Source organism: Commensalibacter papalotli (ex Servin-Garciduenas et al. 2014) (genome assembly GCF_000527695.1).
GTDB lineage: Bacteria > Pseudomonadota > Alphaproteobacteria > Acetobacterales > Acetobacteraceae > Commensalibacter > Commensalibacter papalotli.
Genome location: NZ_ATSX01000002.1, coordinates 372,691 through 397,220 on the forward strand (window position 1 = coordinate 372,691; position 24,530 = coordinate 397,220).

The following is a 24,530-nucleotide window of genomic DNA, read 5'->3' on the forward strand; positions in this document are numbered from 1 at the left end:
TTATATTTATGTTGTTTTTTGTTACTAAAAGATTGAGCATATAATTTATTGATATGCTTAATAGTGATCTATTAAATATTGTTACAAGGAGAGTATGTTGGGTAATTTAGATAATCATAGAATTGATAAAAAACCGTCTAATAAAATTAAATTACTTGTTTCAGATATTGATGGAACGCTAATAACGGATGATAAAAGAATAACACCAGAAGCACTGACAGCAGTTCAAAAATTAAAAGAAGCAGGCATTCATTTATGTTTGGTCAGTAGCAGGCCGCCTCAAGGGATTCAAATGTTTTTTAAGGATTTGAATATTGTAACCCCTTTTGCTGCGTTAAATGGTGGCGAAATTATTGGGAATGATGGATCTGTTGCCTCTAGTATGGCTATGAAGACCCAGGATGCTGATGAGGTCTGTGAGTTATTACAAAAAAATGATGTTAAAGCATGGATTTTTGGGGGATTTGATTGGGTTGTTTTTGATAGGAATGATCCCTTTATTTCTCATGAAAAGGCTGTTGTTGGTGGTGATCCTGAAATTATTGATCATATTAGCCAATATAAAAATCGTATTGTTAAAATTGAGGGTGTTTCAAGTAATACAGCGTTATTAGACAAATTGGCTGATCAAATTAATCAAAAATATCCTGACACGGTCAAAGCATTGCGCTCATCGGACCATTATTTAGATATTACCCATCCCAAAGCAAACAAAGGATTTGCTGCGATTGAGTTAGGCAAACAATATGGAATTGATATTTCGGAAATTGCTTGTATCGGAGATATGGATAATGACATTCCTATGTTAGAGATCGCAGGTTTAGCAATTGCTATGGGGCAATCCAGCGAACGTGTTTATCGTCATGCACATTTTCAAACGAAAAGTAATGAAGACAATGGCTGGGCTTATGCGGTAGAGAATTTTATTCTTCCCAGAGCCTAAGGCGTCTTTATTCTATAGAATATCGTGTTAGATCTCGCTATGATAAAGTTTATTTAATCGTAAAAATATTTAAAAAGGACTGGTTATGAATGATAAAATAGAAAATACAGGGGAAAAGGGTCATACTGCGCAGACAGGATATGTGCTTGTTTTATCCGATGCAACGGCTCAAGCTGATTACTTGGCCAGTTCTATTTTACATCATGCCGAAGAAAAACAAGATGGGCCCTTATGTATTGCATTATCAGGTGGTTCTACGCCTAAAAGATTATATGAGTTATTAGGTAGCTCTGAATATGCAGACCGGATGCCATGGCATAAAATTCATTTGTTTTTCGGAGATGAAAGAATGGTTCCCCATACAGATGCAGACAGCAACTTTCATATGGTTAAAGAGGCTTTGTTAAAGCATATTGATATTCCATTTCGCAATGTGCATCCTATGCCAGTTTTGGAAGATCCAGTAAAAGCTGCTGAGATTTATCAAGCAGAATTACAAGAAATCTATGGTTTTGAAACGTTACAAAAGGGAAAACCTTTATTTGATATCGTATTGTTAGGTCTTGGGGCAGATGGTCATACAGCTTCGTTATTTCCTGGCACCCCTGTTTTACAAGAACAAGAAAAATGGGTGTCTTGGAGCCAACCTTCTGACGCACCACATCAAAGGTTGACTTTAACTTATCCTGCGATTGCTTCCAGTCGTTTCGTGATGTTTGTGGTTAGTGGAGATAGTAAAACCCAAATTATTCGTGAAGTTCGTGACGAGAATAAACCTTATCCTTCTGCTGCGATCACAACCGAGGGAGAATTACATTGGATTCTTGATCGTGCAGCAGGTGGAGAGTAAGTTATAAAGATAATTTCTTTATTACTCTATATTGGGTAATAAAGAATACGCTTTATGGCATAAAGGGAATAGAAAATGAGCACAGATACAAGCCAAATAGAGCTTTATAAACAAAAAGTCGGTGACCTTGGGGCTTCTTTGGTCACTCCTGGAATGAGGGTTGGTTTAGGAAGTGGCAGCACTGCGGCTTGTGTTGTAAGAGCCTTGGGGAGACGTTGGCAAGAAGAGGGGCTGCGATTTATTGGGGTTCCGACATCAGTCGATACAGCCCATCTTGCGGAATCATTTGGGATTGAGTTAACAACTTTAGGTAAATGCCCCGAACTTGATCTTGATATTGATGGTGCAGATGAAGTTACCCGTCAAGGTTATAATTTAATCAAAGGGCTGGGTGGAGCATTACTCAGAGAAAAAATTGTTCGGTATGCTGCTAAAAAATTCGTTGTAGTAGTAGATGAGCGTAAGATGGTTGATCAACTTGGTGATCATACACCTGTTCCTGTAGAAGTTACCCCTTTTGGATGGGAGGCTACGGCCAAACATCTGGAAAAAATTGGTGCTAATATTGATATTCGTTTGAAAAAAGACAGTAAAGAATTTTTCTTAACGGATGGGTCAAATATGATATTGGATTGCAATTTTGGATTAATTACAGACCCTGTCAAGTTGGAAAATGAAATTAATCAAATTGTCGGTGTGATGGAAAATGGATTATTTATTCATTGCACGAATGAAGTGTTAATTGCTGGTAATGATGGATTACATCATTTAAAGTAGTAGGAGTGTAAAATGCCTGATCCTATAGTTGATATATCTACGATAAAACCATGTTTACTTGTAGTGATGGGGGTTTCAGGCTGTGGAAAAAGTAAGCTTGCCAAAGGGTTACGGGAAAAATTAAGTTGGCCTTTTCAAGAAGGAGATGATTTGCATTCCGAGCATAATATTGAAAAAATGTCTCGTGGTGTTCCTTTAACAGATGAAGACCGTATTCCATGGCTAGAAAAATGCCATGATTGGTTGGTAAAAAGTGAACAAAACCATCATGGGTCAGGCATTCTTACTTGTTCTGCATTAAAAAAAAGATATCGTGATATTTTAAGAAAAAATATCCAAAACCCTTTTTATTTTATATATATTCATGTGCCCGAGGATATCTTATTAAAACGGTTGTTGAAAAGAAAAGGGCATTTTATGCCAGCCAGTTTGCTATCAAGCCAGATAGAAACGCTTGAGCCACTTCAACCAAATGAACCTTTTATTGAAATAAAGGTAGAGGAAGAACCTTTTGAGGAAGTGCTGCAAAAGACACTTTATCAATTGCAGCAAAGATCCTTAAAAGCTGGCAGTTAAAGCCACATTAAATGAACGTCCAATTCCTGGTAAAGCTCTGACCCTGTTATCTGCGATAAGGTCGCCAATGGATAAGCCACCCATAGGCAAGTAATATTTTTTATTCATGACATTTTCAATGCTCCCATCCAGTCGGAACATATTCCAAGTATAGCTTGCGCCCATATTAAGTAATATATAACCAGGAGTTTTTGGCTCACGTCGTAAAGGATCAGTTAAACCTTTGGCATTTACAAATTCCCCTTCGATACGACCACTCCAATTCCCAATATATTGATTAAGGCTGAGTGTTCCGTTGACAGGCATCATATGATAGAGGTTGGTATGATTGGTTAGATCAGTGCCTCTGACCCAGTTTAAATTACTTTGTAAAACGCCTTTACCGAATTTTTTGCTGTTCCATACATTATACGAACCTGCAGAGTTTACACCATAAAGCTGGGCATTATGATTGGCAAATTGCAGATTTGAAATAGTCGTGCCAGCACGTCCAGAGGCGCTGCCTAGATAGTTCACATTAATATAATGATGAATATAAGTATAATAGGGTTGTATCTTTAATTCCCAGACTTCTTGTTTGGTATCATGAAAATTAAAGCTGGTACTGATGGTATTGGCAATTTCTGGTTTTAGATTAATATCCCCGCGATAGGCATTACCATCTCCAAACCATCCGACCATGCGCATAGCCATTGGAGTAGTCCCCCATGAATAACGTTCATATAAATTAGGAGAACGCGTTTTTCTGGCATAGCCTGTTTCCCAAGTAAAGTTGGGATCTGCTTTCCAACGCAAAAGGGCGGTAACATCAAAATTAACATCGGTTTTACCACGGTTGGCACTGTTAAAACGGTCCATTGCAGCAACTTCGGTGGCATTCATACCAGCAAGACCCTTATAACCTGAAACTTGCCCAGTATTCATCATAACCACATCATTTCTGACACCGAGCAAGGTGATAATATCATGATCCCATTGGGTTTCAAGCTCTGCATAGGTACCCAAGCGATTACGATGCCCACGATTAATATTATGGTAAGTATTCGGACCCATCATCATGCTGCCTTGCAGGGCAGGCCACCAATCATTAAGCGTATAATAGGCGAATTCGTTACCAACTCGTAAAGTATTTTTATTATTAAGGTAAATGGTACCTTTAATATCATATCCCGCTAAACGTCCGATATTATTCATAGGCATGCCTGTGGTTGGGGAATGCCCGCCTTTGTCACCCAACATATTCATAGCATGCGTGACGCGTTGCCAATATCCTCTGGCTTCTAAAGTTCCCCAATCAAAATCGCCTTTATACTTTCCATTGATAAAAACAGATTGATTTTTTGTCATGTCCATATAGGCATTTGGAAAGCCTTCATAAGGGGTATCTGTTTGTCCAATATTAAGAGAGAGTAAATGATTATCCTTTTTATAAGCCAAGGTTACATCATGATTAAACATCTTATATTGTGTAGATTTGACCTTACCACCGCCAGCGCCTGCATGGTAATTTCTGGATTGCGACCATCCCCCATTATAACGAATACTAACGTGATCATTGGCAACGGTAACATCTCCAGAAGCCCCAAGCCCTTTACCATTACTATGGAAGAACCCTGAGACTTGACCTGTAGAAATAATTTTATTTTTCTTCTTGGCAAAAACAGGGGATTTTCGTTCAATATTAATGGTGCCTGCTGTGCTGTCTCCACCAAGGCTTACAGGTGCGATGCCAGCCATAATATTGATAACGGAAACATCATGGGGATTTAGGTAAGATAGTGCAGGATTCATATGATTGGGGCAGTCCCCTGTAATGCGCATTCCATCAATTACGGTGGCAACACGATCATCCGCCATGCCGTTTAACACAGGCAAGGATGCAATACGTCCTGATTTATAAAGGCTGATTCCCATTTGATGCTCAAGTAACGCACCTGTATCAGGGCTATTATTTACAACGCTTTTCAGTTGGTCTGCTTTTAACGTTGTACTGCCTGGAGTAATTTCGGATGGTTCATCGGCTATATCATCAGCATTAATGTTAATAGCAGGTAAAGTTTGAGTTTTTGCAGAGGAAGACGTTTCCGCAGCCCATACTGATACAGATGATTGAATAAAAAAAACCGAAAGCATAAGCGAGAATTTATAGCTCGTGCGTGGAAAAGAGAACATAATTCGACTCTGATATAAAATAGATAAAAATGAATATGCAGCGTTTCCTTATCTATAATAGATAAGAAAGATCAGAATCTGAAAGATGGAGGGGCTCTAGCGGGGTTTTCTCGCACAAACTTTGTGGGTGGTGCATGTGAGAAATAGGCTTTGATCTGATGGGCAATAATGATCACACTGATTGCTGGAAGCTCTGGCCCATTTAATAAAAGTGGCGTGGGTAAAGCAAAGCTGGTGCATAGGGGGCATAAAACCATGCCATGCTGAGATTTTTTATGGTGATCTTGTTTGGTCTCTTTGGAAATGGGTGTATGTTGCATATGCATGCAATCTTCCATATCCATCGGTGCAGAAGTCTGTGCATTGCTCATCATGGGGCAATGCCACCAATTGCTGAAAGTCAACGGTGCGATCAGTAATTGTGTAATAAAAAGAGTCAAAACAAGATAAATGGCATATAAAAACCAAGTAGAGTGGCTTTTATTTCTGTTTTGTATCCTATTAATGTGTAAATTAAGAGGCTGCATTGACGTTCTTGTCTCTTTGTAAGATGATTCTTTTGTTGATGAAAAGCATAAGATTGTCAAATATGTTTTTCTAGGAATAGAGAATTGCTTTCTTGGTGTGGCAGGTATATCAACAAAGTAAGGATAAAGGCAAAGTTAATGCATATGGTTATAGAATGATCTAATGAAGCAGGATCCAATTTCACCTTCAATACATATTTCTGCCATGAAGGCCCCGTCAAAACGCATGGTGCCTTCTTTGGAAAAAATTGGCTCATTTGACTATATGATTGGAGAGAGCTTCGTTGCCCTTGTATTGCATGGCTTGTGTGTATTAATTGCATTTTGGTGTATGGAAATCCCTAAACGAGATAATCCTTTGTATTCTTCAATACAGGTTGCATTTGAAGCACCTGTTGCATTACCCATTCCTGATGATGCGCCAAATATAGATCAGAGTGATTTACAAACATCTGTCACAGAACCAATTGTTGAGGCCTCAGAAACTTTACCTCAGATAGATGCGATTGCTCCGATTTCAATTCCTAGGTCTCAGAAAATAGTATCAGAGAAGAGGCAGGCAGATACACAACCGACACAAAATGAAACACATAAAAGCCCTGCTACTCATTCAGCTTCTGCAAATCAGCAACTAACCCCAACTCAACATTCTGTAGCACCGTCTGTGCAATCAGCAAGTCAGATTTTGTCACCTTCACAAAGATGTAGTGTCTTGACTAAAGATTACCCTATGGCCGCACGCAGGCGTCACGAGCAAGGAACCGTCCAAGTAAGCTATCAATTACTTGCTGATGGACAGGTAAAACAAGTTGGTGTTTTAGAAAGTAGCGGTTTCTCAGATTTAGATCAGGCTGCGATACAAGCAGTGCAAGCTATGAGATGTCAGGCTGCACCAGGGCAGCCTGTAATTAAAACAACAATGCCAGTTCATTTCTCTTTAAACAAATTGAAATAATTGTCTTTGATTTATTGAATTAATGAACTTAAAGCGTCAGCAATTTGTTCTGCTGTTTCGTCGGTATTAATTGATTGATTATATTTTCCAGTTGGATCCATTAGGATAAACTGTTGAAAAGGTTCAATAAGTTTGGTTTTTTCGGTAGCTTGAACTGTTTTAAGAGGTACATGATATAAAATAGAAATATCTCGAATAGCCAAATCGCCGCCAGTTAAAGCAATAATTTTATTGTTAAAATGCTTCATATATAACATTAATCGATCAGGAGTGTCATACTGACTGTCAAAAGAGATAAAGATAGGAATGACTTTGGTGGATTTTTTCCCCAACAGTTCCATGATTTTGCCCATTTTATTAAGGTTTTGGCTGCATTGGTCATTGAGGCAACGTGAAGCACCAAAATACATTAACATCCATCTTCCTCTAAAACTGCCTGTACTGACAACATTTCCAGAAGGGCTCAGCAATTGAAAGCCGCCACCAATTATGTCTGTTTGCTGAGGGGCGGTTTGGATCGCTTGTTTTGTATAAAAGATACCAACAGCACCAGCTCCTAGGGCAATTATAACTCCAGTAATGAGTATAATTAAAATAGGTGTTTTCTTATTTTGTGTCATTTGATTTGCTTATTTTTTACAATAGGACTTTGTTAAGGAATTAATAGTGCTTTATCTGTTGTTTTTTGTAAAGGAATGATAAGGATCGATTTCAGTTCCTATTAGCAAAAAAATAATTACTTTTTTGTAAAGGTTCTAGGTCTAGTTTATTTCTTAAATATAGTAATTAATATTTTAAATTTTCTGTAAAGTCCGAAAATTCATTGTCCTTACACAATTTATATAAGTGATTGTCTTTTGTAACTCTCAAGTCGTTCAAAATGTAAAGTTGATTTGCACAATGTTTCAATTTTTAAGTATAATTCACTTGCTTGAATAATATTTCACCTATGAATAAGAGGGATAATTCCCTCTTATAAATTATTGCTGTACACTTACACGGTGGTGTTTTATTGTGCGTAAACTGAATTATCACCATTTGGTTGAACGACAACTGCATTAGGTGTCATTTTATTCCCACGAGCAACCATGCAAGCCGTATAGGTTTGATCATATTGAGTTTGGATACCCACTTGTTTACCTTGCGAATAACTGGTTGCCCCTAGGCCACCACCCAGTGCACCGCCTGCTGCACCAATACCTGCACCAGAAGCACCCCCCAGCGCACCTCCCAGCCCCGCACCAGCAGCTGTTGCCAAGACACCTCCAATAATTGCGCGTTTATTCTGGTGTGATGCTTGCCCATGTACATCATTTGCAGCATATTTTTGACAATCTTGTTTTTCTGCTAGAAATTGTTCAAATGTTTTACCTGGAGGGGGTGTTATTTGAACTTGTGGTCCCATTGGTGTTTCAGCGCAGGAGGTGAGTGCTAAGATTGCTCCTATGAAAGCAACAGTGTTTAGTTTACGAATCTTCATTGCTTTGAACCTTTTATGTACTAAGTTTTATAAAGTTAAACTAGAATATATTCACAAATTACTATTTTAAAAGAGTGTTTTTATTATGAAGAATAATTTTAATGGGCCTCTGACCAGTTTTTACCAATACCAGCCTCAACCACCAAAGGAATAGAAATTTTTACGGTTTTTTGCATGATTTCTTTGGTTAAATTAACAAATTTTTCAGCATCTTCTTCTTTGACTTCAAATAACAGCTCATCATGAACTTGTAATAGCATTTTTGCCTGTAATTGATGCTCTTTGATAGCTTTATCCATATCTAACATGGCACTTTTAATAATATCAGCAGCCCCTCCTTGTAATGGAGCATTAATGGCTTGGCGTTCAGCATAAGCACGTTGAGGTCCTTTGGCAGTTTGAATGCCTGCAATCCAACATTTGCGACCAAACGGTGTTAAAACATACCCATTTTCTTTTGCTTCTTCTTGAGTTGTTTGCATGTAGGCTTTGATTTCTGGATAGCGCGCAAAATATGTATCAATATATTGTTTTGCAATCCCTGCTGAAACCCCTAATTGTTTTCCTAGGCCAAAGGCACTGATGCCATAAATAATACCAAAATTAATGGCTTTTGCCTGACGACGAACCAAAGGATCCATGCCTTTAATCGGGGTGTTAAATACTTCAGAAGCGGTTCTGGCGTGAATATCTTCGTTATTAATAAAGGATTCTTTAAGCTGTGGAATATTGGCGACATGTGCCAATAAACGCAGTTCAATTTGAGAGTAATCAGCAGAAACTAACACATGATCAGGGGCAGAAATAAACGCAGCCCTGATTTTCCCACCCTCTTCACTGCGAATAGGAATATTTTGTAAGTTTGGATCTGTTGATGACAAGCGGCCTGTAACTGTGCCAACCATATTAAAACTGGTATGAACCCGTCCTGTTTGGGGATTAATATCTTCAATTAATGCATCTGTATAAGTAGATTTAAGCTTGGCCAATTGTCGCCAGCCCAAGATTTGATCGGCAATAGTATGGCCTTTATCGCTGAGTTCTTGCAAAACTTTGGAATCAGTTCCCCAAGCCCCAGTTTTCATTCTTTTGCCACCAGAGAAATCCATATCATCAAACAAAATTTCACCAAGTTGCTTAGGAGAAGCAACGTTAAACTCTTTCCCTGCCATTTTATGGATTTCTTTTTCTTGAATATCCATCTTTTGGCTGAACTCTTGGGATAAAGAACGCAGTAAGTTTGGATCAATTAAAATTCCATCTTGCTCCATTTGCGTCAAAACATTGATTAATGGACGTTCCATTTCTTCATACAGGCTTAATACGTTTAACGCACGCATATTGGGACGAAGTAATAACCATAAACGTAATGTAACGTCTGCATCTTCTGCTGCATAATTTGTTGCTTTATCGATGGGAACTTGTGCAAAAGTAATGCGTTTACGTCCTGTACCTGTTATTTCATCGTAAGAGATATTCTGATGGTTTAGATGAAGCTGTGCCAGCTCATCCATATTATGACGATGTTTGCCAGCAGCTTGGACATAAGAAATCATCATGGTATCATCATAAGGGGTGGGGATTGGAAAACCATTATGATGAAAAACCAGAAAATCATATTTGGCATTATGAAAGATTTTCAATACTGCTGGATCGGTAAAAAGAGCGCTAAACGCTTTGATTAAATCGCCTACTGCAAGTTGGTTAGCGCTTTGTTCTTCAAACAAACTTTCTTGTTGGTGTGCGATGGGAATATAACAGGCTTTTCCTGGAGCAACAGCCATAGAAATTCCCACAATATTGGCTTGTAATGCATTTAAACTGTCTGTTTCGGTATCAAGTGCACAATAGTGAGTTTCTTGAGCCAGCTTTATCCAAATTTTGAGCTGTTCAAGAGAGGTAATGGTTTCATAATTCTCGTAAGCTGGAGAGAGAATATAGGAATGATCTTTCTCTTCTTCTTTTTGTGATGCTTGAACAGAATTCCCGGCAGCTGAATGAGAAGATACATGACCTTTAGAATACCGAGCTAGAATAGAGCGAAATCCTCGTTCTTGCAGCCATGTAATCAGACGCTCTTCTTCAGCATTACAGCATCCTAGATTCTCAATAGGCACAGGAAGATCTAAATCATCTTTTAATTGTACTAATTGATAAGATATACGAGCGTTTTCTTGATGTTCTTCTAAATTGTCACGACGCTTAGAAGCTTTCATGGTGGGAATGGCGGCCAGTATTTCTTCTAAACCACCATATTCATTAATCAAAGCCGCTGCTGTTTTAGGACCTATGCCAGGAACGCCAGGCACATTATCGACAGAATCCCCCATTAAAGCCTGCAAAGCAATCATCTTTGAAGGATCAACGCCAAATTTGGCCATAACTTCTGGCTCACGAATGAGTTTCTCTTTGATTGGATCTTGCATACAAACATGATCATTAATAAGCTGCATCAGATCTTTGTCAGAGGAAATAATTGTACATTCCCCTCCAGCTTTGACCATTGCTTTGGCATAACTGGCGATTAGATCGTCAGCTTCCCATCCAGCCATTTCAATTGTTGGTAAGCCAAGTAAGCGTGATGCCTCTTTGACCAATGCAAATTGGGGAATAAGCTCTTCTGGTGGAGGGGGTCTTTGGGCTTTATAAGCAGGATAGATATCGTTACGGAAAGTTTTTCTGCCTGCATCAAAAATGACTGCCATATGGCTGGCTGTTCGTTCACGAATAATCTTCATCATCATATTGGTAAACCCATAAACCGCATTCACAGGGGTTCCAGAGGGGTCTAACATTAATGGGATGCCGTGAAAAGCGCGAAAGATAAAGCCAGATCCATCAACCAGGATCAGATGTTTTGAAGCAGAAGAAGATGACATGAGTTTAAGATCAGTTCTGTTTAATGATTGTCAGATTGTTCTTGGAAAATAAACGTTTTAGAACAATAAGGGCACACGACTTTGCCTTCTTTTAATTTCAAAAAGACACGAGGATGACCCAAAGCAGGATTGTTACCCTCACAAGAGACCGTTTTTGTGTTGGTATAAACGGTTTCGAAATGTCCACGCTGGGTGGTTGGAGTAGAAGATTGTTCGGTTTTCATTAAAATATCCTTGTTTATTATCAAAAGAAACGTCAATACTAGAAACAATATATTGGTATTAAGTATTGAGTATCCGATGAGAATTTTAAATCGAACCTTTTTAACATATTTCTGTTTTATATGCTGCATTTTTATGATGGGATGGGCATTTTTAAATGGAAATAGTCTAAAGGCACAAACTAAAAATAACCAGCAAGATGTTGATCAAGCTCAGCAAGCAAGTGCTCAGGACCCTTATGCTAAATATAAAAAACTAATTCCTGCTGATGATTGGATAATGGCTTCTGATAATGCGTTAATTCCATTACGTATATGGCAAGCTCCTTCTCAACGAGTAATTATTATTGCTTTACATGGGTTTAATGATAGCCGAGATGCATGGGAGGATTCTGCACAATATTTTGTGGATAAAGGAATTAGCATTTATTCGCCTGATCAACGAGGTTTTGGTCAAGCTCGTTTACGAGGTAAATGGTCCAGCACCGATCGTATGGTGCAGGACGTTATTGATGTCGTTAAAATTATCAAGCAGCGTTTTCCGAATACCCCGATTTATTTAATGGGTGAAAGTATGGGTGGTGCAGTTTTAATGTGCCTTGCTGCGCGTTCTGATGCACCTCAGGTCGATGGATATATTTTATTGGCTCCCGCGGTTTGGGGTTCAAAGCAAATTGGTATGGTTGGGGATCTTTCTTTACGCTTTTTAAATGCTGTTGCTCCTAATTGGCATCTTAGTGCACGCAAAGCCCCGATTAAACGTATAGTTGCCAGTGATAATGAGGAGTCATTAATAAGATTATATTTTGATCCATTATCTTTACATGACAGCAGGATAAAGGCCATTTATGGATTGGTAAAATTAATGGATGATGCTATTAAAGCAGCCCCTTATATTCGATATCATACTTTGGTTTTATATGGCGATAATGATCAGCTTGTGCCTATGGGTTCTATGTATACCGTGTGGGAAAAATTCCCTAAATGGGTAAGAAAAGACTATGTGCCTGGAGGCTATCATTTATTATTAAGAGATAAAAACCGTAAAATAGTAGCCAAAGACATTATTACTTGGATTAATGATCCAGACCAATGGTTACCTTCTGGTGGTGATGCTGCTTCATCTGCATGGATGTCTGTTAAAGGTAAAGGAAAAGTTCCTTTTTTTATGCCCAGTCAAGTGGATAATATTGTTCACTAACATTGCTGTATTAATTTTTGCATCTCTTGTTGATCCAGTAACCTTTGATTAGCGCTGCCTCGAAAAGACAGTTCTAAATTTTTTTGAGATAATAAAAAAGGGCCATCAATTAGGAGATCTGTTATGGTTAGCAAATCTATAATTGCACGGTTCTGTTTGCTCATTTTTAATAAATTTTCAAAAACATAACCTGTATAGATAGTAATATGTTTTTTTATCGAATGAATTTTTTTAGCTAATTGCACCAAAGGGGCAGCCTGCATGAAAGGCTCGCCACCAGAAAATGTAATGCCATCTAATAATGGATTTTCCTGAAATTGTTCAAAAATGGTTTCAATATCCATACAAAATCCACCTGTGAAAGGGTGTGTTTTGGGGTTGTGGCACCCTGGACATTGATGGGGACAGCCTTGTGTAAAGATGACAAAACGCAAACCTGGCCCATCAACGATTGATTCCTCGACAACACCACTAAGGCGTAGTTGATGAGCAGTCATGTTTAACACGGTCTTTTTCTTCTGCTTGTTTAGCATTATTAAAACGATCTACGGTTCCCACGAGGTATCCAGTAATACGGCGTGTTCTTGCAAAACCGATATTTTCACCAACCATTGTTTGATGAGGGGGATTTGCGGATGTATTCGTTTGATTTTCAAGTTTAATCGTCATAATTTTCTCATTTATGGTGATAGGTTGGAACATTTGGGTATTGCTGGCGCAAAAGACTAAGCTTTTCGACGCTTATAGCTTCACCTTCTTTACGTCCGCATCGGGGGCAGACATTATCAATAACACCGACATATCCACAAACAGGGTCTCTGTCTAAGGGATGATTAATGGCACCATAACCAATGCCTTTGGATTGCATATGACGTATGATCGTTTCAAAAGCATCAAGATTTTTACAAACGTCACCATCAAGTTCAATATAAGTAATATGACCACCATTTGTTAAGGCATGATAAGGTGCTTCTATATCAATTTTCTTATGTGTTTTTATTGGAAAGTAAACGGGAACATGGAATGAGTTTGTGTAATATTCTCTATCTGTAATTCCTAGTATACTTCCGTATTTTTCACGATCCATCATAACAAAGCGTCCACTTAATCCCTCAGCTGGGGTTGCGATCAGGGAAAAATTAAGCTTTGTCTTTTTGGCTTGTTCATCCATACGTCCTCTCATATGAGAAATAATTTTCAGCCCAAGTTCTTGTGCTTCTTTACTCTCTCCATGATGAACCCCGATAAGGGCTTTTAGTGTTTCTGCAAGTCCAATAAAACCTGCGGTTAAAGTTCCGTGTTTTAATACTTCTTCAACTGTATCTTCCGAATTAAGCAAATGGGAATCAATCCAAATTCCTTGACCCATCAAAAAGGGATAATTTTTAACTTTTTTTTGACTTTGAATTTTTAACCGATGTAATAATTGTTCGATAACCAGATCGATTTTTTCATCTAAAAGTGTAAAAAACAGATTAATATTGTGATCAGCGTCTAACCCTAATCGTGGAAGATTAATGGAGGTAAAACTTAAATTACCACGCCCACATATTTCAGTTCGATTTTCATCATGTGCATTACCCAGCACGCGAGTACGACATCCCATATATGCGACTTCTGATTGATAAGAGTTAGGTTGGTAATATTGATAATTAAAAGGGGCATCTATAAAGCTGAAATTTGGGAAAAGTCGTTTAGCAGAAGTTGCCATAGCTTGTTTGAATAAATCGTAATTTGGATCAATTTTTTCAAAATTAACGCCAGATTTTACTTTGAAAATTTGTACAGGGAAAATAGGGGTCTCCCCATTTCCTAATCCTGCCTCTGTTGCTTTAAGAAGGTTATGAATTGCCATGCGCCCCTCTTCAGAAATATCAGTTCCATAATTGATAGAACTGAAAGGGACTTGGGCACCTGCTCTGGAATTCATAGTATTCAAGTTATGAATAAAAGCTTCCATTGCTTGATATGTACGACGGTCAGTATTGGCTAGGGCTTTTTTACAGGCATAATGATGTGCTGAAATAAGTGCTTCTGTTGAAACGGAAAGGTTGTTAACTTGTTTTAGTTTTGCTTCAAATTTAGAAATTAAATTAATATGAATATCTTCTTGAAAATGAGATTTCAGGGTCTCTAGTAAAAGATTAATATCCTGCTCAGTCATATCGGTTTTAATTTGAAGATACATGGCGAGTATTTTCCAATATTCTTGTTTAAAGGTTTTTTTTACCCCTAATGCCATTGCATAATCAAAATTAGGAACACTTTGCCCCCCATGCATTTCGTTTTGATTGGCTTGTATAGCAATACATGCAAGCGCTGAGTAGCTTTCTATAGAATTTGGCTCTCTTAAATATCCATGCCCTGTTGAAAAACCATTTTCAAAAAGGGTAATAAGATCAATTTGACAGCAAGTAGCCGTCAACATATAGAAATCTTTGTCATGAATATGAATATCACCATTTTGGTGAGCTTTAGAAATATTAGGTGGCAGAATATAATTATCTATAAAAAATTTTGATCCTTCTGAACCATATTTTAACATCGTTCCCATTGCTGTATCGCCATCTATATTGGCATTTTCTCTTTTAATATCAGCATCTTTGGCAGAGCTATAGGTTAGTTTTTTATATATATCCATCAAATAGGTTTCACTATTACGGATTTTAGTATGCTCGGCACGATATAAAATATATGATTTAGCCGTATCAGCATAATCGTAATGGATTAAAGTTCGTTCAACTATATCTTGGATTTCTTCAACATGATTAACATGATCTTGGTTGATGTTTTGGCAAACTTTCTCAGTTAAAAATAAATGATCTGTAGGTGTCATGTTTTCATCAAGTGTTGCATTATTGGCTTTGATGATTGCATTCAGAATTTTAACTTGGTCGAAAGGTGCTAGAGACCCGTCTCTTTTGATAATGTGTGTCATAACATACCTTGAAAACGTAATGTTTAAAGAATCAAGATGTAATTTAAGAATGATTCTTAAAATTAAACTATATATAGTATTTAAATATAAATCAAACTACTATTTGTATGATTTTGATCACAATATATTTCAAAACGATTTTTGATGACTTTTTGTATGTATGCAACAGCTATAGTTTTTAATTCGATTTTTTTTATTAAGGTTTTAAGAATTTATGAATTTTTTTTATGATTTATAATCATCACTGAAGGAAATAGAGCTATATTTCAAAATAGATATAGTTCGATTAAATTATACTAACGGTGATTTTTTATAGACCTCAGTTCATGTTAATAAATGAGGTCTTAGATTCTTCTGATTCATAATATATTTATGGATCAATAATATAAATTATTTTGATACTATCCTAAAATGGTCAGGATAAACAATTTAAAGTTTGAAACAAGAATTCTAACCATGATTTTTATAGAACCGAAGATGCAACAGCTAGTAAAGAAAAATATGATCTTTAATTGCTTACTTGTAAGTTTAGTTCAATCTTTTACAAGTAAGCAATATTTATTTTAAACAGCAATAGACTGAATTTGTTTTTGTTTAAGAGGATATGCTCTATCAGAACAAACTTGAATAATTAATTTTCGTTCTTTATGATTATTGTCAGGCAGATTCAATAATGCTTTTCCTTTTGTCCAACGACAAGGTTGTTGTTCCAAAGTATGCCATCCTGGTAAATCATCTTGCGTTAGATGATTGGTCATATTAATTACTTGTATATTATAGGCTGCACTTACGATTTGGATACTTCCAACTGAGATACCTAACTCATGACGGTTATCTTCAAAAGGTCCATCAATATCATTTAAGCGGCTTGTTCTGGATACAAGATAAACGCTTTTAATATTTTCATCAGGTAAAGGGAATATATATCGACCTTGAAAATGTGATATAGGTTCAATAGTTAAACCATCTTGTGTAATCAAATGAAAATCAGGATCATGGGTAAGTTGTTTCTTATCTTGCATCATTGGTAAATCCATCTTTATAGCACGTTGCAATAACGTATGATAAAGAGGTTCAACATAACTGCGATCAACCATTAAGGGGGCACCAGCATCTTTCCCCCAAGTTTTGGTTTTTTTTGGGCGTATTAAAATAGCACAATCACCATGTTGATTAAATTGGGTTTGATTTCCTGTATCCAGATAACTCTCTGTTAACACTCCATTTGCCCAAATAACTGAATGCTCCTCTGTTTCAAAATGATAATAAGTGTAGTTTGTAATCGAATAATCATAAAAAATACTATACCCATTCACAAACATACGAGCAGGGGTGAATTTTCCATTAAAAAACAAACAATGCTCAGGGGTAATTAATAGATCTTTGCAAGGAATACCTTCAGCAATAGCATCTTTTAAAATGCGTACAGGATACCCTGCTTCATCATCATGTAATGTTGGATTAACTTTTACGGTTTTATTTCCGACCCAACGAACAGATTGAACATCTTCTTTATTTTGTTGCCAGTTAAAACTAAGGATTTTATCACCAATACGAATATCCTCTACCGCGATTTCTCCTTCAAGCGTTTTAATCATAGAACCCGCAAGAAAACAAACCTCATAAATTAAATTACCAGTTGAATCAGATGCAAGATGATATCCTTCATTTTTGGCGCCAGGAATATTTAAGGAAATTTTATTACCATTATTAAGAATTAAGGTTACAAAATCACCATTGATATTTCCATTAACATCTTCAAAGGCTACGTTAGTAACATTAGAGGTTTGAATGCCTGCTAATTTAATTTGATCTGACCAACTCGTGCTTGCACCATCAAAATTGTTGATTAAGGTTGTTACGATACCACCATTTTCAAGACCGGAAATAGTTAAGCCATGATTACCATTTCCGGGAAAATTGATTGTTCCACCAGCATCTGGATAAATTGTGGCATAACCCCCATGAAGAGTTATTTCACCATTTATTTTGCCACCAGAAGAAACCGTCAGTAACCCTCCGAGATCTACACTAGTAATAGAGCCACCTGAGGAAACTGTTACATCTCCATTAGCATAAACATATGTATTAATGGCACTTCCGCCAGAAGAAACAATAAGCGATCCAACACTTGTATTAGAAATAATGGCTCCTGAGGCAACTATAAGCGTCCCTTGAGCAAAAACCTGCGTATCAGACATAGTTGCTCCCGAAGCAACTATAATTTTAGCGCTAGTATAAACACTCGTATGAATAAAATTCATATTAGAAGGGATTGTAAACTCCCCTCCGATACTTGCGTTATAAAACGTCACCCCTGAGGGGCCTATAAGATCGGCAGAGTTAATATATGCATTAGAAATAGTGACCCCAGAGGAAACAGTTAGTTGTCCACCAGAGTAAATAAATATACCAGAAACATTCACCCCTAAAGCAACTGTTAACTGCCCTCCAGAGTTAATAGTTGTATCAATAATACTTGCTCCTGAAGCAACTGAGATTTGCCCTCCAGAAAAAATTGTTACACGCGACGTAATTGCCCCTGAGGCAACTGTTAACTGTCCTCCAGAGTTAATAGTTGTATCAATAATACTTGCTCCTGAAGTAACTGAGATCTGCCCTCCAGAAGAAACAGATACACTAGATGTAATTGCTCCTGAAGCAACTGTTAATTGCCCTCCAGAAGAAACATATATACCAGAAATATTTATCCCTGAAGAGACCGCATATTGTACGCCAGATAAAATAGATATATTCGCGACATTTGCTCCTGAAGCTACTGTAAGTTGTGCTCCAGATAAAATTGATACATACTTAACATTTGCTCCTGGGGAAGCTGTAAATAGTCCTCCATCAGAAATCGTTATATCAGTAATACTTGCTCCAGAGGAAGCGGTAAACTCTGCTCCAGAGAGAATAATTGTACGAGAAACACTTGCTCCAGAGATAACAGAAAATAGACCTCCAGAATAAATAGATGTATCAGAAACACTCCCTAATGCAGAAACTATAAATACTCCTCCAGAAGAAACCATTGTACGAGAAATATTTGCTCCAGAGATAATTGAAAATAGACCTCCATCGGAAATCATTGTACCAGTAACAGTTGTTCCGGAGGCTGCGACAAACTCTGCACCAGAGAGAATGATTGTACGAGTAACGCTGCCATTTGAAGAAACTGTTAAATTTCCACCAGAATAAATAGATGTATCAGAAACACTTCCATAAGAAGTAACTATTAAATTCCCACCAGATAAAATATTGGTATTAGAAGCATTCCCGTTTGAAACAACTGTTAATTTTCCGCCAGCATAAATGGATGTATCAGAAACTCTTCCATATGAAGATACCGTTAATTGTCCATCAGATAAAATACTGGTATTAGAAGCATTCCCGTTTGAAACAACTGTTAATTTTCCGCCAGCATAAATGGATGTGTCAGAAACTCCTCCTAACGACGATACTGTTAATTGTCCTCCAGAATAGATGGATGTATTGGAAGCGTTTCCAAATGTAGAAACCGTTAACTGTCCTCCAGAATAGATGGATGTATTATAAGCACTTCCAAATGTAGAAATTATAAGCTGTTCTCCATAGGAAATGGATATATTAGAAACAATTTCACCTGAGGAGACTACTGTGTTTGACATATTGATTGCCTTGTAAGCAGAAAAATTACGAATTTAATACAAAGATTCTATCTATATATTTCTTAGTTTAAACTTAACCTGCTTTTGTTAAGTTTCGATATCAAATTTTCTATAATTATAAATATATTTATTGATAGTTCAGAGGTTATAGTCGCTTCATTAGTAACTTAATGGTTTATTTAAAGCTTACCGATAATAATTGGTAAGTATTAGATAAAAAATATACATTCTTATTGTTTCGCTCATTGGTTGATAGCCAAAATGTGAGCGTTACTGCTAGAAGGACAATAATTAGAATATTTTAACCATTGCATCTTAAAGTTATCATTAAACATTATACAATGATATAGGGTAGCGAAACAGGATTATGCGCGTCAGTTGTCACTAAATATAAACTAAACATTCGATCAATCAGAGTTCAATAATAAGTATTTAATTAAAAGAGCTATCTCTGAGAACTTTATCCAGATTTATTATTTAGCTAATAACGAAAAATTATAAATATATATCCAACATATAATGACTGGACAGATTAATAGAAGATTTCTATGGGGGAGTTGATCAGTTGAACTATACAACATCATGCTTAGAAAAAGCGAAGAGATTTTAAAATATCGAACAAGAAATATAACTAGTGCAAAAATGAATATTTATAAAAACATAAGATGCTTAATAAAAGCACCTTATGTTGAAATATTATAATTTTATTTTATGAAAAATCGTTATTCATTGATGTAAATTATTTAGGATGAAAGGAACCAACTAATTTAATATAATGGCTACGTTCATAGGCTTGATTGTTTTTTAATTTCTGCCAGCTCATTTGACCACGCATTAACTTAAGATCTGTTTGTTGACGAGCTTTAAGCCACATGCAAAGACCATCAAGTAAAGCTTCAACATAGTTTGGACCATGTCGTAATAGCGCACTGGTTGTCATTACTGTATCAGCTCCTGCCAATAAATATTTGACAACTTGTTGATAGTCATCAACGCCAGTTGAAGCTGCAAGAGATGCATTAACCCGTCGTGCTAATAATCCTATCCATTGCAGAGCAATTAACCCTTCACTCATGTTACTGAGGCTATAACGAGATGTTATATCCAAATTTTGTATATCTATATCGGGAGACATTATTCTATTGAATAAAACCAATCCATTTGCGCCTGCATCAATCATACGCTGAGCAAGATTCCCCATTGAGGTAAAATAAGGAGATAATTTTACTGCCAAAGGAATATCGACATGCTTACGAATATTCGCGATAATACTAATATAACCATCCTCGATTTGTTGGCTTGAGATATTAATATTTGTAGGAACAGAGAAAATATTTAGCTCTAAAGCATCTGCACCAGCTTCTTGGATAAGTTTTGCATATTCTACCCAAGCACTATTTGTATATCCATTTAAACTGGCAATAACAGGCACAGAAACTGTTTTCTTAGCTGTTTCTACAAGTTTAAGATATGCTTCGGGGCCTACTCCATAAGGGCCTGAGGCAATATTATCTATGGGTAAATAGCTGCTGGCTTCAGCAGAATGATAATGATGAAGTGTATCAAGCTCTTCAAAGGCATAATCGATTTGTTCTTGAAAAAGAGAGGGCAATACAATTGCTGCTATTCCTGCTTTTTCAAGCGTTTTTAAATACTCCATATCTGTATGCATAGGTGAAGCAGAAGCGATGATAGGAGTTTTTAAGGTTAAACCCAAATATTGACTGGTTAAGTCTATTTTTTGGTTCATTTTTATACTCCCACACTTTCTCTTGCTGCTATACCTGATTCAAACGGATCCGGCTGAAAGCGACTACCATCTCTTGCAGCCAAATCTTCATAAGTTCTGTAGCGTTCGTTTACCCAGTTCTGCGCCATTTTCATTAGATACTCTGCTTCTTTAGGATTGCTTTTTAACAATGCTTTATATCGGATTTCATTATATGCGTAGGTTGATAAGGGTAAATTGGGTTTATTAGAATCTAAACGGAAAGGATTTTGCCCATAAGTTCTCATTCTTGGGTCAAATCTAAAGAGAGGCCAATATCCCGTTTCAGTTGCTAGATGTTGTTGGTTCATTCCTTTTGTCATATCAATACCATGAGCAATACAATGGCTATATGCTAAGATAATAGAAGGACCATCATAAGTTTCTGCTTCTCTAAAGGCTTGCAAGGTTTGCTGTGGATTTGCACCCATGGCGACTTGGGCCACATACACATTACCATAAGCAATCGCTTGTAGTGCTAAATCTTTACGAGGCGTGTGTTTGCCTCCAGTAGCAAATTTAGCAATAGCTGCCATTGGTGTTGCCTTAGAAGCTTGCCCTCCAGTATTAGAATAAACTTCGGTATCTAACACGAGTATATTTACATTCTTACCACTGGCTAATACATGATCTAAACCACCATAACCAATGTCATAAGCCCAACCATCACCACCAACAATCCAGATGCTGCGACGTACAAGATGATCTACCAAAGACAACATGTTTTGTACACGTGCATCCTTATCTTTTAAGGGTAATAGTTTTACTTTCAGCTCGGCAATTCTTTCTCTTTGTCTACGAATTTCAGATTCTTGATCCTGAGGTGCGTGAATAATGTCATCAATTAAAGAAGTATCTACTATATCTGCCAGTTCATTTAATTGTTTAACAGCAAGCTCTAATTGGTTATTTGCAGCTAGACGATACCCTAATCCAAATTCAGCATTATCTTCAAATAATGAGTTAGACCAAGCAGGTCCACGCCCTTCATGATTTTTTGCCCACGGTGTTACAGGTAAATTACCGCCATAAATTGAGGAACAACCCGTAGCATTCGCAACTTGCATGCGGTCGCCAAATAATTGACTTAATAATTTTAAATAAGGTGTTTCGCCACATCCAGCACAGGCACCTGGGAACTCAAAGAGTGGTTGTAGAAATTGCACGCCACGAACATTGGAAAAATCGACATCTGCTCTGTTATTTACAGGGAGTTTCTCAAAAAAATCAATATTCGCTTTTTCTTGCTTAAAAATATCTGCTTTATCAATCATATTAAGCGCTTTTGTTTCAGACTCAATAAGACTATATGCAGGACAAGCCTCAACACAAAGCCCACAGCCTGTGCAATCTTCAATATAAACCTGTAAAGTAAATCTGCTTTCAGGATACCCTCTGGCATTTACAGGAACAGATTGAAACCCTTCAGGAGCATTAGCGGCTTCTTTTTCGTTATAGTAACGAGAGCGAATGACTGAGTGAGGACAGACAAAGCTGCATTGGCCACATTGAATACAAAGATCAGAACGCCATTCAGGAATGATATCCGATACATTACGTTTTTCTAGGGCACAAGTGCCACTTGGAAAAGTACCATCTGCCGGAACTGCACTTACTGGAATAGAATCCCCTTCAGCAGCAAACATTTTTGCTGTGACTTGTTTAATAAAGTCTGAAGAATTTGCAGGAACGAGTGCTATTTTTTCAAGCTTGCTGGTTACTGTTTTAGGTACATCAACTTGTTGTAAATATTTTAAAGCACCATCAACAGCAGCATAGTTTTGTTGAACAACATGTTCACCTTTACGGCCATAACTTTTTTGAATATGTGCTTTGATGCTTTTAATGGCTTGGTCTTTATCTAAAACGCCAGAAATAGAAAAGAAACAAGTTTGTAAAATTGTATTTACCCTAAAGCCAAGGCCTAGTTCTTTGGCTACCGAACTAGCATTAATGACATAGAATTGGATGTCTTTTTCGATAATCTGTTCTTGAACGTCTTTGGATAATTTATCCCATATTTCACTGGCATCATAAGGTGCATTCAATAAAAAAACAGAATTATGAGAAGCCAGTTTTAAAATATCTTGTCGCTCTAAAAATTCAAATTTATGACATGCTACAAAATTGGCATGCTCAATTAAATAAGGCGCATCAATAGGTTCTGGCCCAAAACGTAAATGAGATATTGTTTGCGCACCTGATTTATGAGAGTCATAAACAAAGAAGCCTTGAGCATAAAGGCCAGCATCATCACCAATAATTTTTACACTATTTTTATTAGCCCCCACGGTTCCATCAGCACCTAAACCAAAGAATACGGCTCTGGTGACTTTATCTGATTCTGGATTTAATGTTTTATCAAAAGTTAAACTGGTATGGCTGACATCATCATTAATGCCTATCGTAAAGCTGTTACGAGGATGTTCTTTATCTAGCTCTGCATAGACAGCTATTGCCATTGCGGGAGTAAAGTCTTTGTTAGACAAACCATAACGCCCCCCAATGATAAGAGGCATTTCAGATATTTTTTTACTTGCAATTGCTTGAGCCATTGCCACAATAATATCTTGATATAAAGGCTCGCCAATGGAACCAACTTCTTTATGTTGCTCTAAAACTGCAATTTTTTTGACTGTTTTAGGTAGAACGTCCAGCAAATATTGAATAGAAAAAGGACGGAAAAGACGAACTTGGATAACGCCAACTTTTTCACCTTTTGCAGCTAATAATTTAGCAGCTTGAACAGCTGTTTTCGCACCAGCACCCATTAAAATTAAGATTTTTTCAGGATCTTCTGCACCATAATAATCAAACAGTTTATACTGACGCCCTGTTAATCTTGCGAATTCATTCATTGCATCTCGTAAAATATCAGGCACTTTCTCATAATAAGGGTTAACAGCTTCACGTGCTTGAAAAAAAGTATCTGGGTTATGGGCAGTACCACGAATGAATGGATTTTCTGGGTTTAAAGCGCGTGCACGATGCGCATAAACTAATTCATCATCGATCATCGTTCTAAGCACTGAATCGTCTAAGATTTCGAGTGTATTTAATTCATGAGAGGTTCTGAAACCATCAAAGAAATGTAAGAAAGGCACGCGTGATTTTAATGTCGCTACTTGTGAAAGTAATGCGGCGTCATGGGCTTCTTGAACATTTCCAGAACTAAACAAGGCAAATCCTGTTGTTCTGGCAGCCATGACGTCAGAGTGATCACCAAATATAGATAAAGCAGAAGTAGCTAACGCACGAGCAGCGACATGAAAAACCGTTGATGTAAGCTCACCTGCAATTTTATACATATTAGGTAGCATTAACATTAACCCTTGAGAGGCGGTAAATGTTGTTGTTAATGAACCAGACTGAAGAGCACCATGCACAGCTCCAGCAGCACCACCCTCACTTTGCATTTCTTGAATATGAGGAATGTTACCCCAAATATTCTTTTTAGCCTGTGCTGCCCATTCATCAGCAAGTTCTGCCATTGTAGAGGAGGGGGTAATAGGGAAAATCGCACAGACTTCGTTTAGGCGATAGGCAACGTCCGCGGCGGCTGTATTACCATCGATTATAATTCTTTTACTCAT

At 37.2% G+C, this 24,530-nt stretch carries 18 protein-coding genes; 6 read left to right on the forward strand and 12 right to left on the reverse strand.

Annotated features, from left to right (window positions below; translation table 11 throughout):
- Window positions 1-94: 94 nt before the first annotated feature.
- From COMX_RS08715 to COMX_RS08730, 4 genes are all read left to right on the forward strand, one after another.
- Window positions 95-943 carry a Cof-type HAD-IIB family hydrolase gene (locus COMX_RS08715; protein ID WP_051462045.1) on the forward strand — a complete coding sequence of 283 codons (849 nt, stop codon included), beginning with the start codon at window positions 95-97 and terminating at the stop codon, window positions 941-943.
- Between the two features lie 85 nt (window positions 944-1,028).
- Window positions 1,029-1,793, forward strand: coding sequence for a 6-phosphogluconolactonase (pgl, locus tag COMX_RS08720; protein WP_034340022.1), 765 nt, complete (start codon window positions 1,029-1,031; stop codon window positions 1,791-1,793).
- A gap of 75 nt (window positions 1,794-1,868) precedes the next feature.
- On the forward strand, window positions 1,869-2,570 hold the full coding sequence (gene rpiA, locus COMX_RS08725) for a ribose-5-phosphate isomerase RpiA (RefSeq protein ID WP_034340025.1): 702 nt from the start codon (window positions 1,869-1,871) through the stop codon (window positions 2,568-2,570).
- 12 nt (window positions 2,571-2,582) lie between these two features.
- Window positions 2,583-3,146 (forward strand): gluconokinase, encoded by a 564-nt coding sequence (locus tag COMX_RS08730; RefSeq protein ID WP_034340027.1) that lies wholly within the window; start codon window positions 2,583-2,585, stop codon window positions 3,144-3,146.
- Here COMX_RS08730 and COMX_RS08735 read toward each other — a convergent pair.
- The gene (locus COMX_RS08735) at window positions 3,129-5,318 is read right to left on the reverse strand and encodes a TonB-dependent receptor (RefSeq protein WP_034340030.1); all 2,190 of its coding nucleotides are present in this window, start codon (window positions 5,316-5,318) and stop codon (window positions 3,129-3,131) included. The two genes, COMX_RS08730 and COMX_RS08735, sit on opposite strands and share 18 nt — an antisense overlap.
- 71 nt (window positions 5,319-5,389) lie before the next feature.
- A complete protein-coding gene (locus COMX_RS08740) occupies window positions 5,390-5,845 on the reverse strand; it encodes a DUF2946 family protein (protein WP_034340033.1) in 456 nt (151 codons plus the stop codon).
- 163 nt (window positions 5,846-6,008) lie between these two features.
- Between COMX_RS08740 and COMX_RS10760 the strand changes: the two genes are divergently transcribed.
- On the forward strand, window positions 6,009-6,800 hold the full coding sequence (locus COMX_RS10760) for an energy transducer TonB (RefSeq protein ID WP_051462046.1): 792 nt from the start codon (window positions 6,009-6,011) through the stop codon (window positions 6,798-6,800).
- Between the two features lie 11 nt (window positions 6,801-6,811).
- On the opposite strand, the gene COMX_RS08750 is transcribed toward COMX_RS10760, so the two are convergent.
- The 4 genes from COMX_RS08750 to COMX_RS08765 form a co-directional block, all read right to left on the reverse strand.
- Window positions 6,812-7,420 (reverse strand): SCO family protein, encoded by a 609-nt coding sequence (locus COMX_RS08750; protein ID WP_034340036.1) that lies wholly within the window; start codon window positions 7,418-7,420, stop codon window positions 6,812-6,814.
- A gap of 389 nt (window positions 7,421-7,809) precedes the next feature.
- On the reverse strand, window positions 7,810-8,280 hold the full coding sequence (locus COMX_RS08755; protein ID WP_034340038.1) for a glycine zipper family protein: 471 nt from the start codon (window positions 8,278-8,280) through the stop codon (window positions 7,810-7,812).
- A gap of 98 nt (window positions 8,281-8,378) precedes the next feature.
- Complete coding sequence (gene polA / locus COMX_RS08760; protein ID WP_034340039.1) at window positions 8,379-11,159, reverse strand: DNA polymerase I; 2,781 nt, start codon at window positions 11,157-11,159, stop codon at window positions 8,379-8,381.
- A gap of 20 nt (window positions 11,160-11,179) precedes the next feature.
- Entirely contained in the window at window positions 11,180-11,383 is a 204-nt protein-coding gene (locus COMX_RS08765) for a zinc-finger domain-containing protein (protein WP_034340040.1), read from the reverse strand.
- Between the two features lie 133 nt (window positions 11,384-11,516).
- Between COMX_RS08765 and COMX_RS08770 the strand changes: the two genes are divergently transcribed.
- A complete protein-coding gene (locus tag COMX_RS08770; RefSeq protein ID WP_235176842.1) occupies window positions 11,517-12,581 on the forward strand; it encodes an alpha/beta fold hydrolase in 1,065 nt (354 codons plus the stop codon).
- Here COMX_RS08770 and nrdG read toward each other — a convergent pair.
- From nrdG to nifJ, 6 genes are all read right to left on the reverse strand, one after another.
- Window positions 12,578-13,078 carry an anaerobic ribonucleoside-triphosphate reductase activating protein gene (nrdG, locus tag COMX_RS08775; protein WP_034340044.1) on the reverse strand — a complete coding sequence of 167 codons (501 nt, stop codon included), beginning with the start codon at window positions 13,076-13,078 and terminating at the stop codon, window positions 12,578-12,580. The genes COMX_RS08770 and nrdG overlap by 4 nt on opposite strands.
- Window positions 13,053-13,250, reverse strand: a complete 198-nt coding sequence (nrdD, locus tag COMX_RS08780; RefSeq protein ID WP_034340046.1) for an anaerobic ribonucleoside-triphosphate reductase — start codon at window positions 13,248-13,250, stop codon at window positions 13,053-13,055. Before nrdD ends, nrdG begins: the two co-directional genes overlap by 26 nt.
- 7 nt (window positions 13,251-13,257) lie before the next feature.
- The gene (locus tag COMX_RS08785) at window positions 13,258-15,519 is read right to left on the reverse strand and encodes an anaerobic ribonucleoside triphosphate reductase (protein WP_034340049.1); all 2,262 of its coding nucleotides are present in this window, start codon (window positions 15,517-15,519) and stop codon (window positions 13,258-13,260) included.
- A gap of 563 nt (window positions 15,520-16,082) precedes the next feature.
- A complete protein-coding gene (locus tag COMX_RS08790) occupies window positions 16,083-19,169 on the reverse strand; it encodes a Hint domain-containing protein (RefSeq protein WP_051462047.1) in 3,087 nt (1,028 codons plus the stop codon).
- Window positions 19,170-19,908: 739 nt separating this feature from the next.
- Entirely contained in the window at window positions 19,909-20,919 is a 1,011-nt protein-coding gene (locus COMX_RS08795; RefSeq protein ID WP_200867631.1) for a dihydroorotate dehydrogenase-like protein, read from the reverse strand.
- Between the two features lie 2 nt (window positions 20,920-20,921).
- Window positions 20,922-24,530 carry a pyruvate:ferredoxin (flavodoxin) oxidoreductase gene (gene nifJ / locus COMX_RS08800; RefSeq protein ID WP_034340052.1) on the reverse strand — a complete coding sequence of 1,203 codons (3,609 nt, stop codon included), beginning with the start codon at window positions 24,528-24,530 and terminating at the stop codon, window positions 20,922-20,924.

Excerpts from the sequence above, each read along its gene's own strand:
- COMX_RS08715 (WP_051462045.1), top strand. The coding sequence starts at position 95 with ATGTTGGGTAATTTAGATAATCATAGAATTGATAAAAAACCGTCTAAT.
- pgl (WP_034340022.1), top strand. The coding sequence starts at position 1,029 with ATGAATGATAAAATAGAAAATACAGGGGAAAAGGGTCATACTGCGCAG.
- rpiA (WP_034340025.1), top strand. The coding sequence starts at position 1,869 with ATGAGCACAGATACAAGCCAAATAGAGCTTTATAAACAAAAAGTCGGT.
- COMX_RS08730 (WP_034340027.1), top strand. The coding sequence starts at position 2,583 with ATGCCTGATCCTATAGTTGATATATCTACGATAAAACCATGTTTACTT.
- COMX_RS08735 (WP_034340030.1), bottom strand. The coding sequence starts at position 5,318 with ATGTTCTCTTTTCCACGCACGAGCTATAAATTCTCGCTTATGCTTTCG.
- COMX_RS08740 (WP_034340033.1), bottom strand. The coding sequence starts at position 5,845 with ATGCAGCCTCTTAATTTACACATTAATAGGATACAAAACAGAAATAAA.
- COMX_RS10760 (WP_051462046.1), top strand. The coding sequence starts at position 6,009 with ATGAAGCAGGATCCAATTTCACCTTCAATACATATTTCTGCCATGAAG.
- COMX_RS08750 (WP_034340036.1), bottom strand. The coding sequence starts at position 7,420 with ATGACACAAAATAAGAAAACACCTATTTTAATTATACTCATTACTGGA.
- COMX_RS08755 (WP_034340038.1), bottom strand. The coding sequence starts at position 8,280 with ATGAAGATTCGTAAACTAAACACTGTTGCTTTCATAGGAGCAATCTTA.
- polA (WP_034340039.1), bottom strand. The coding sequence starts at position 11,159 with ATGTCATCTTCTTCTGCTTCAAAACATCTGATCCTGGTTGATGGATCT.
- COMX_RS08765 (WP_034340040.1), bottom strand. The coding sequence starts at position 11,383 with ATGAAAACCGAACAATCTTCTACTCCAACCACCCAGCGTGGACATTTC.
- COMX_RS08770 (WP_235176842.1), top strand. The coding sequence starts at position 11,517 with ATGATGGGATGGGCATTTTTAAATGGAAATAGTCTAAAGGCACAAACT.
- nrdG (WP_034340044.1), bottom strand. The coding sequence starts at position 13,078 with ATGACTGCTCATCAACTACGCCTTAGTGGTGTTGTCGAGGAATCAATC.
- nrdD (WP_034340046.1), bottom strand. The coding sequence starts at position 13,250 with ATGACGATTAAACTTGAAAATCAAACGAATACATCCGCAAATCCCCCT.
- COMX_RS08785 (WP_034340049.1), bottom strand. The coding sequence starts at position 15,519 with ATGACACACATTATCAAAAGAGACGGGTCTCTAGCACCTTTCGACCAA.
- COMX_RS08790 (WP_051462047.1), bottom strand. The coding sequence starts at position 19,169 with ATGTCAAACACAGTAGTCTCCTCAGGTGAAATTGTTTCTAATATATCC.
- COMX_RS08795 (WP_200867631.1), bottom strand. The coding sequence starts at position 20,919 with ATGAACCAAAAAATAGACTTAACCAGTCAATATTTGGGTTTAACCTTA.
- nifJ (WP_034340052.1), bottom strand. The coding sequence starts at position 24,530 with ATGAGTAAAAGAATTATAATCGATGGTAATACAGCCGCCGCGGACGTT.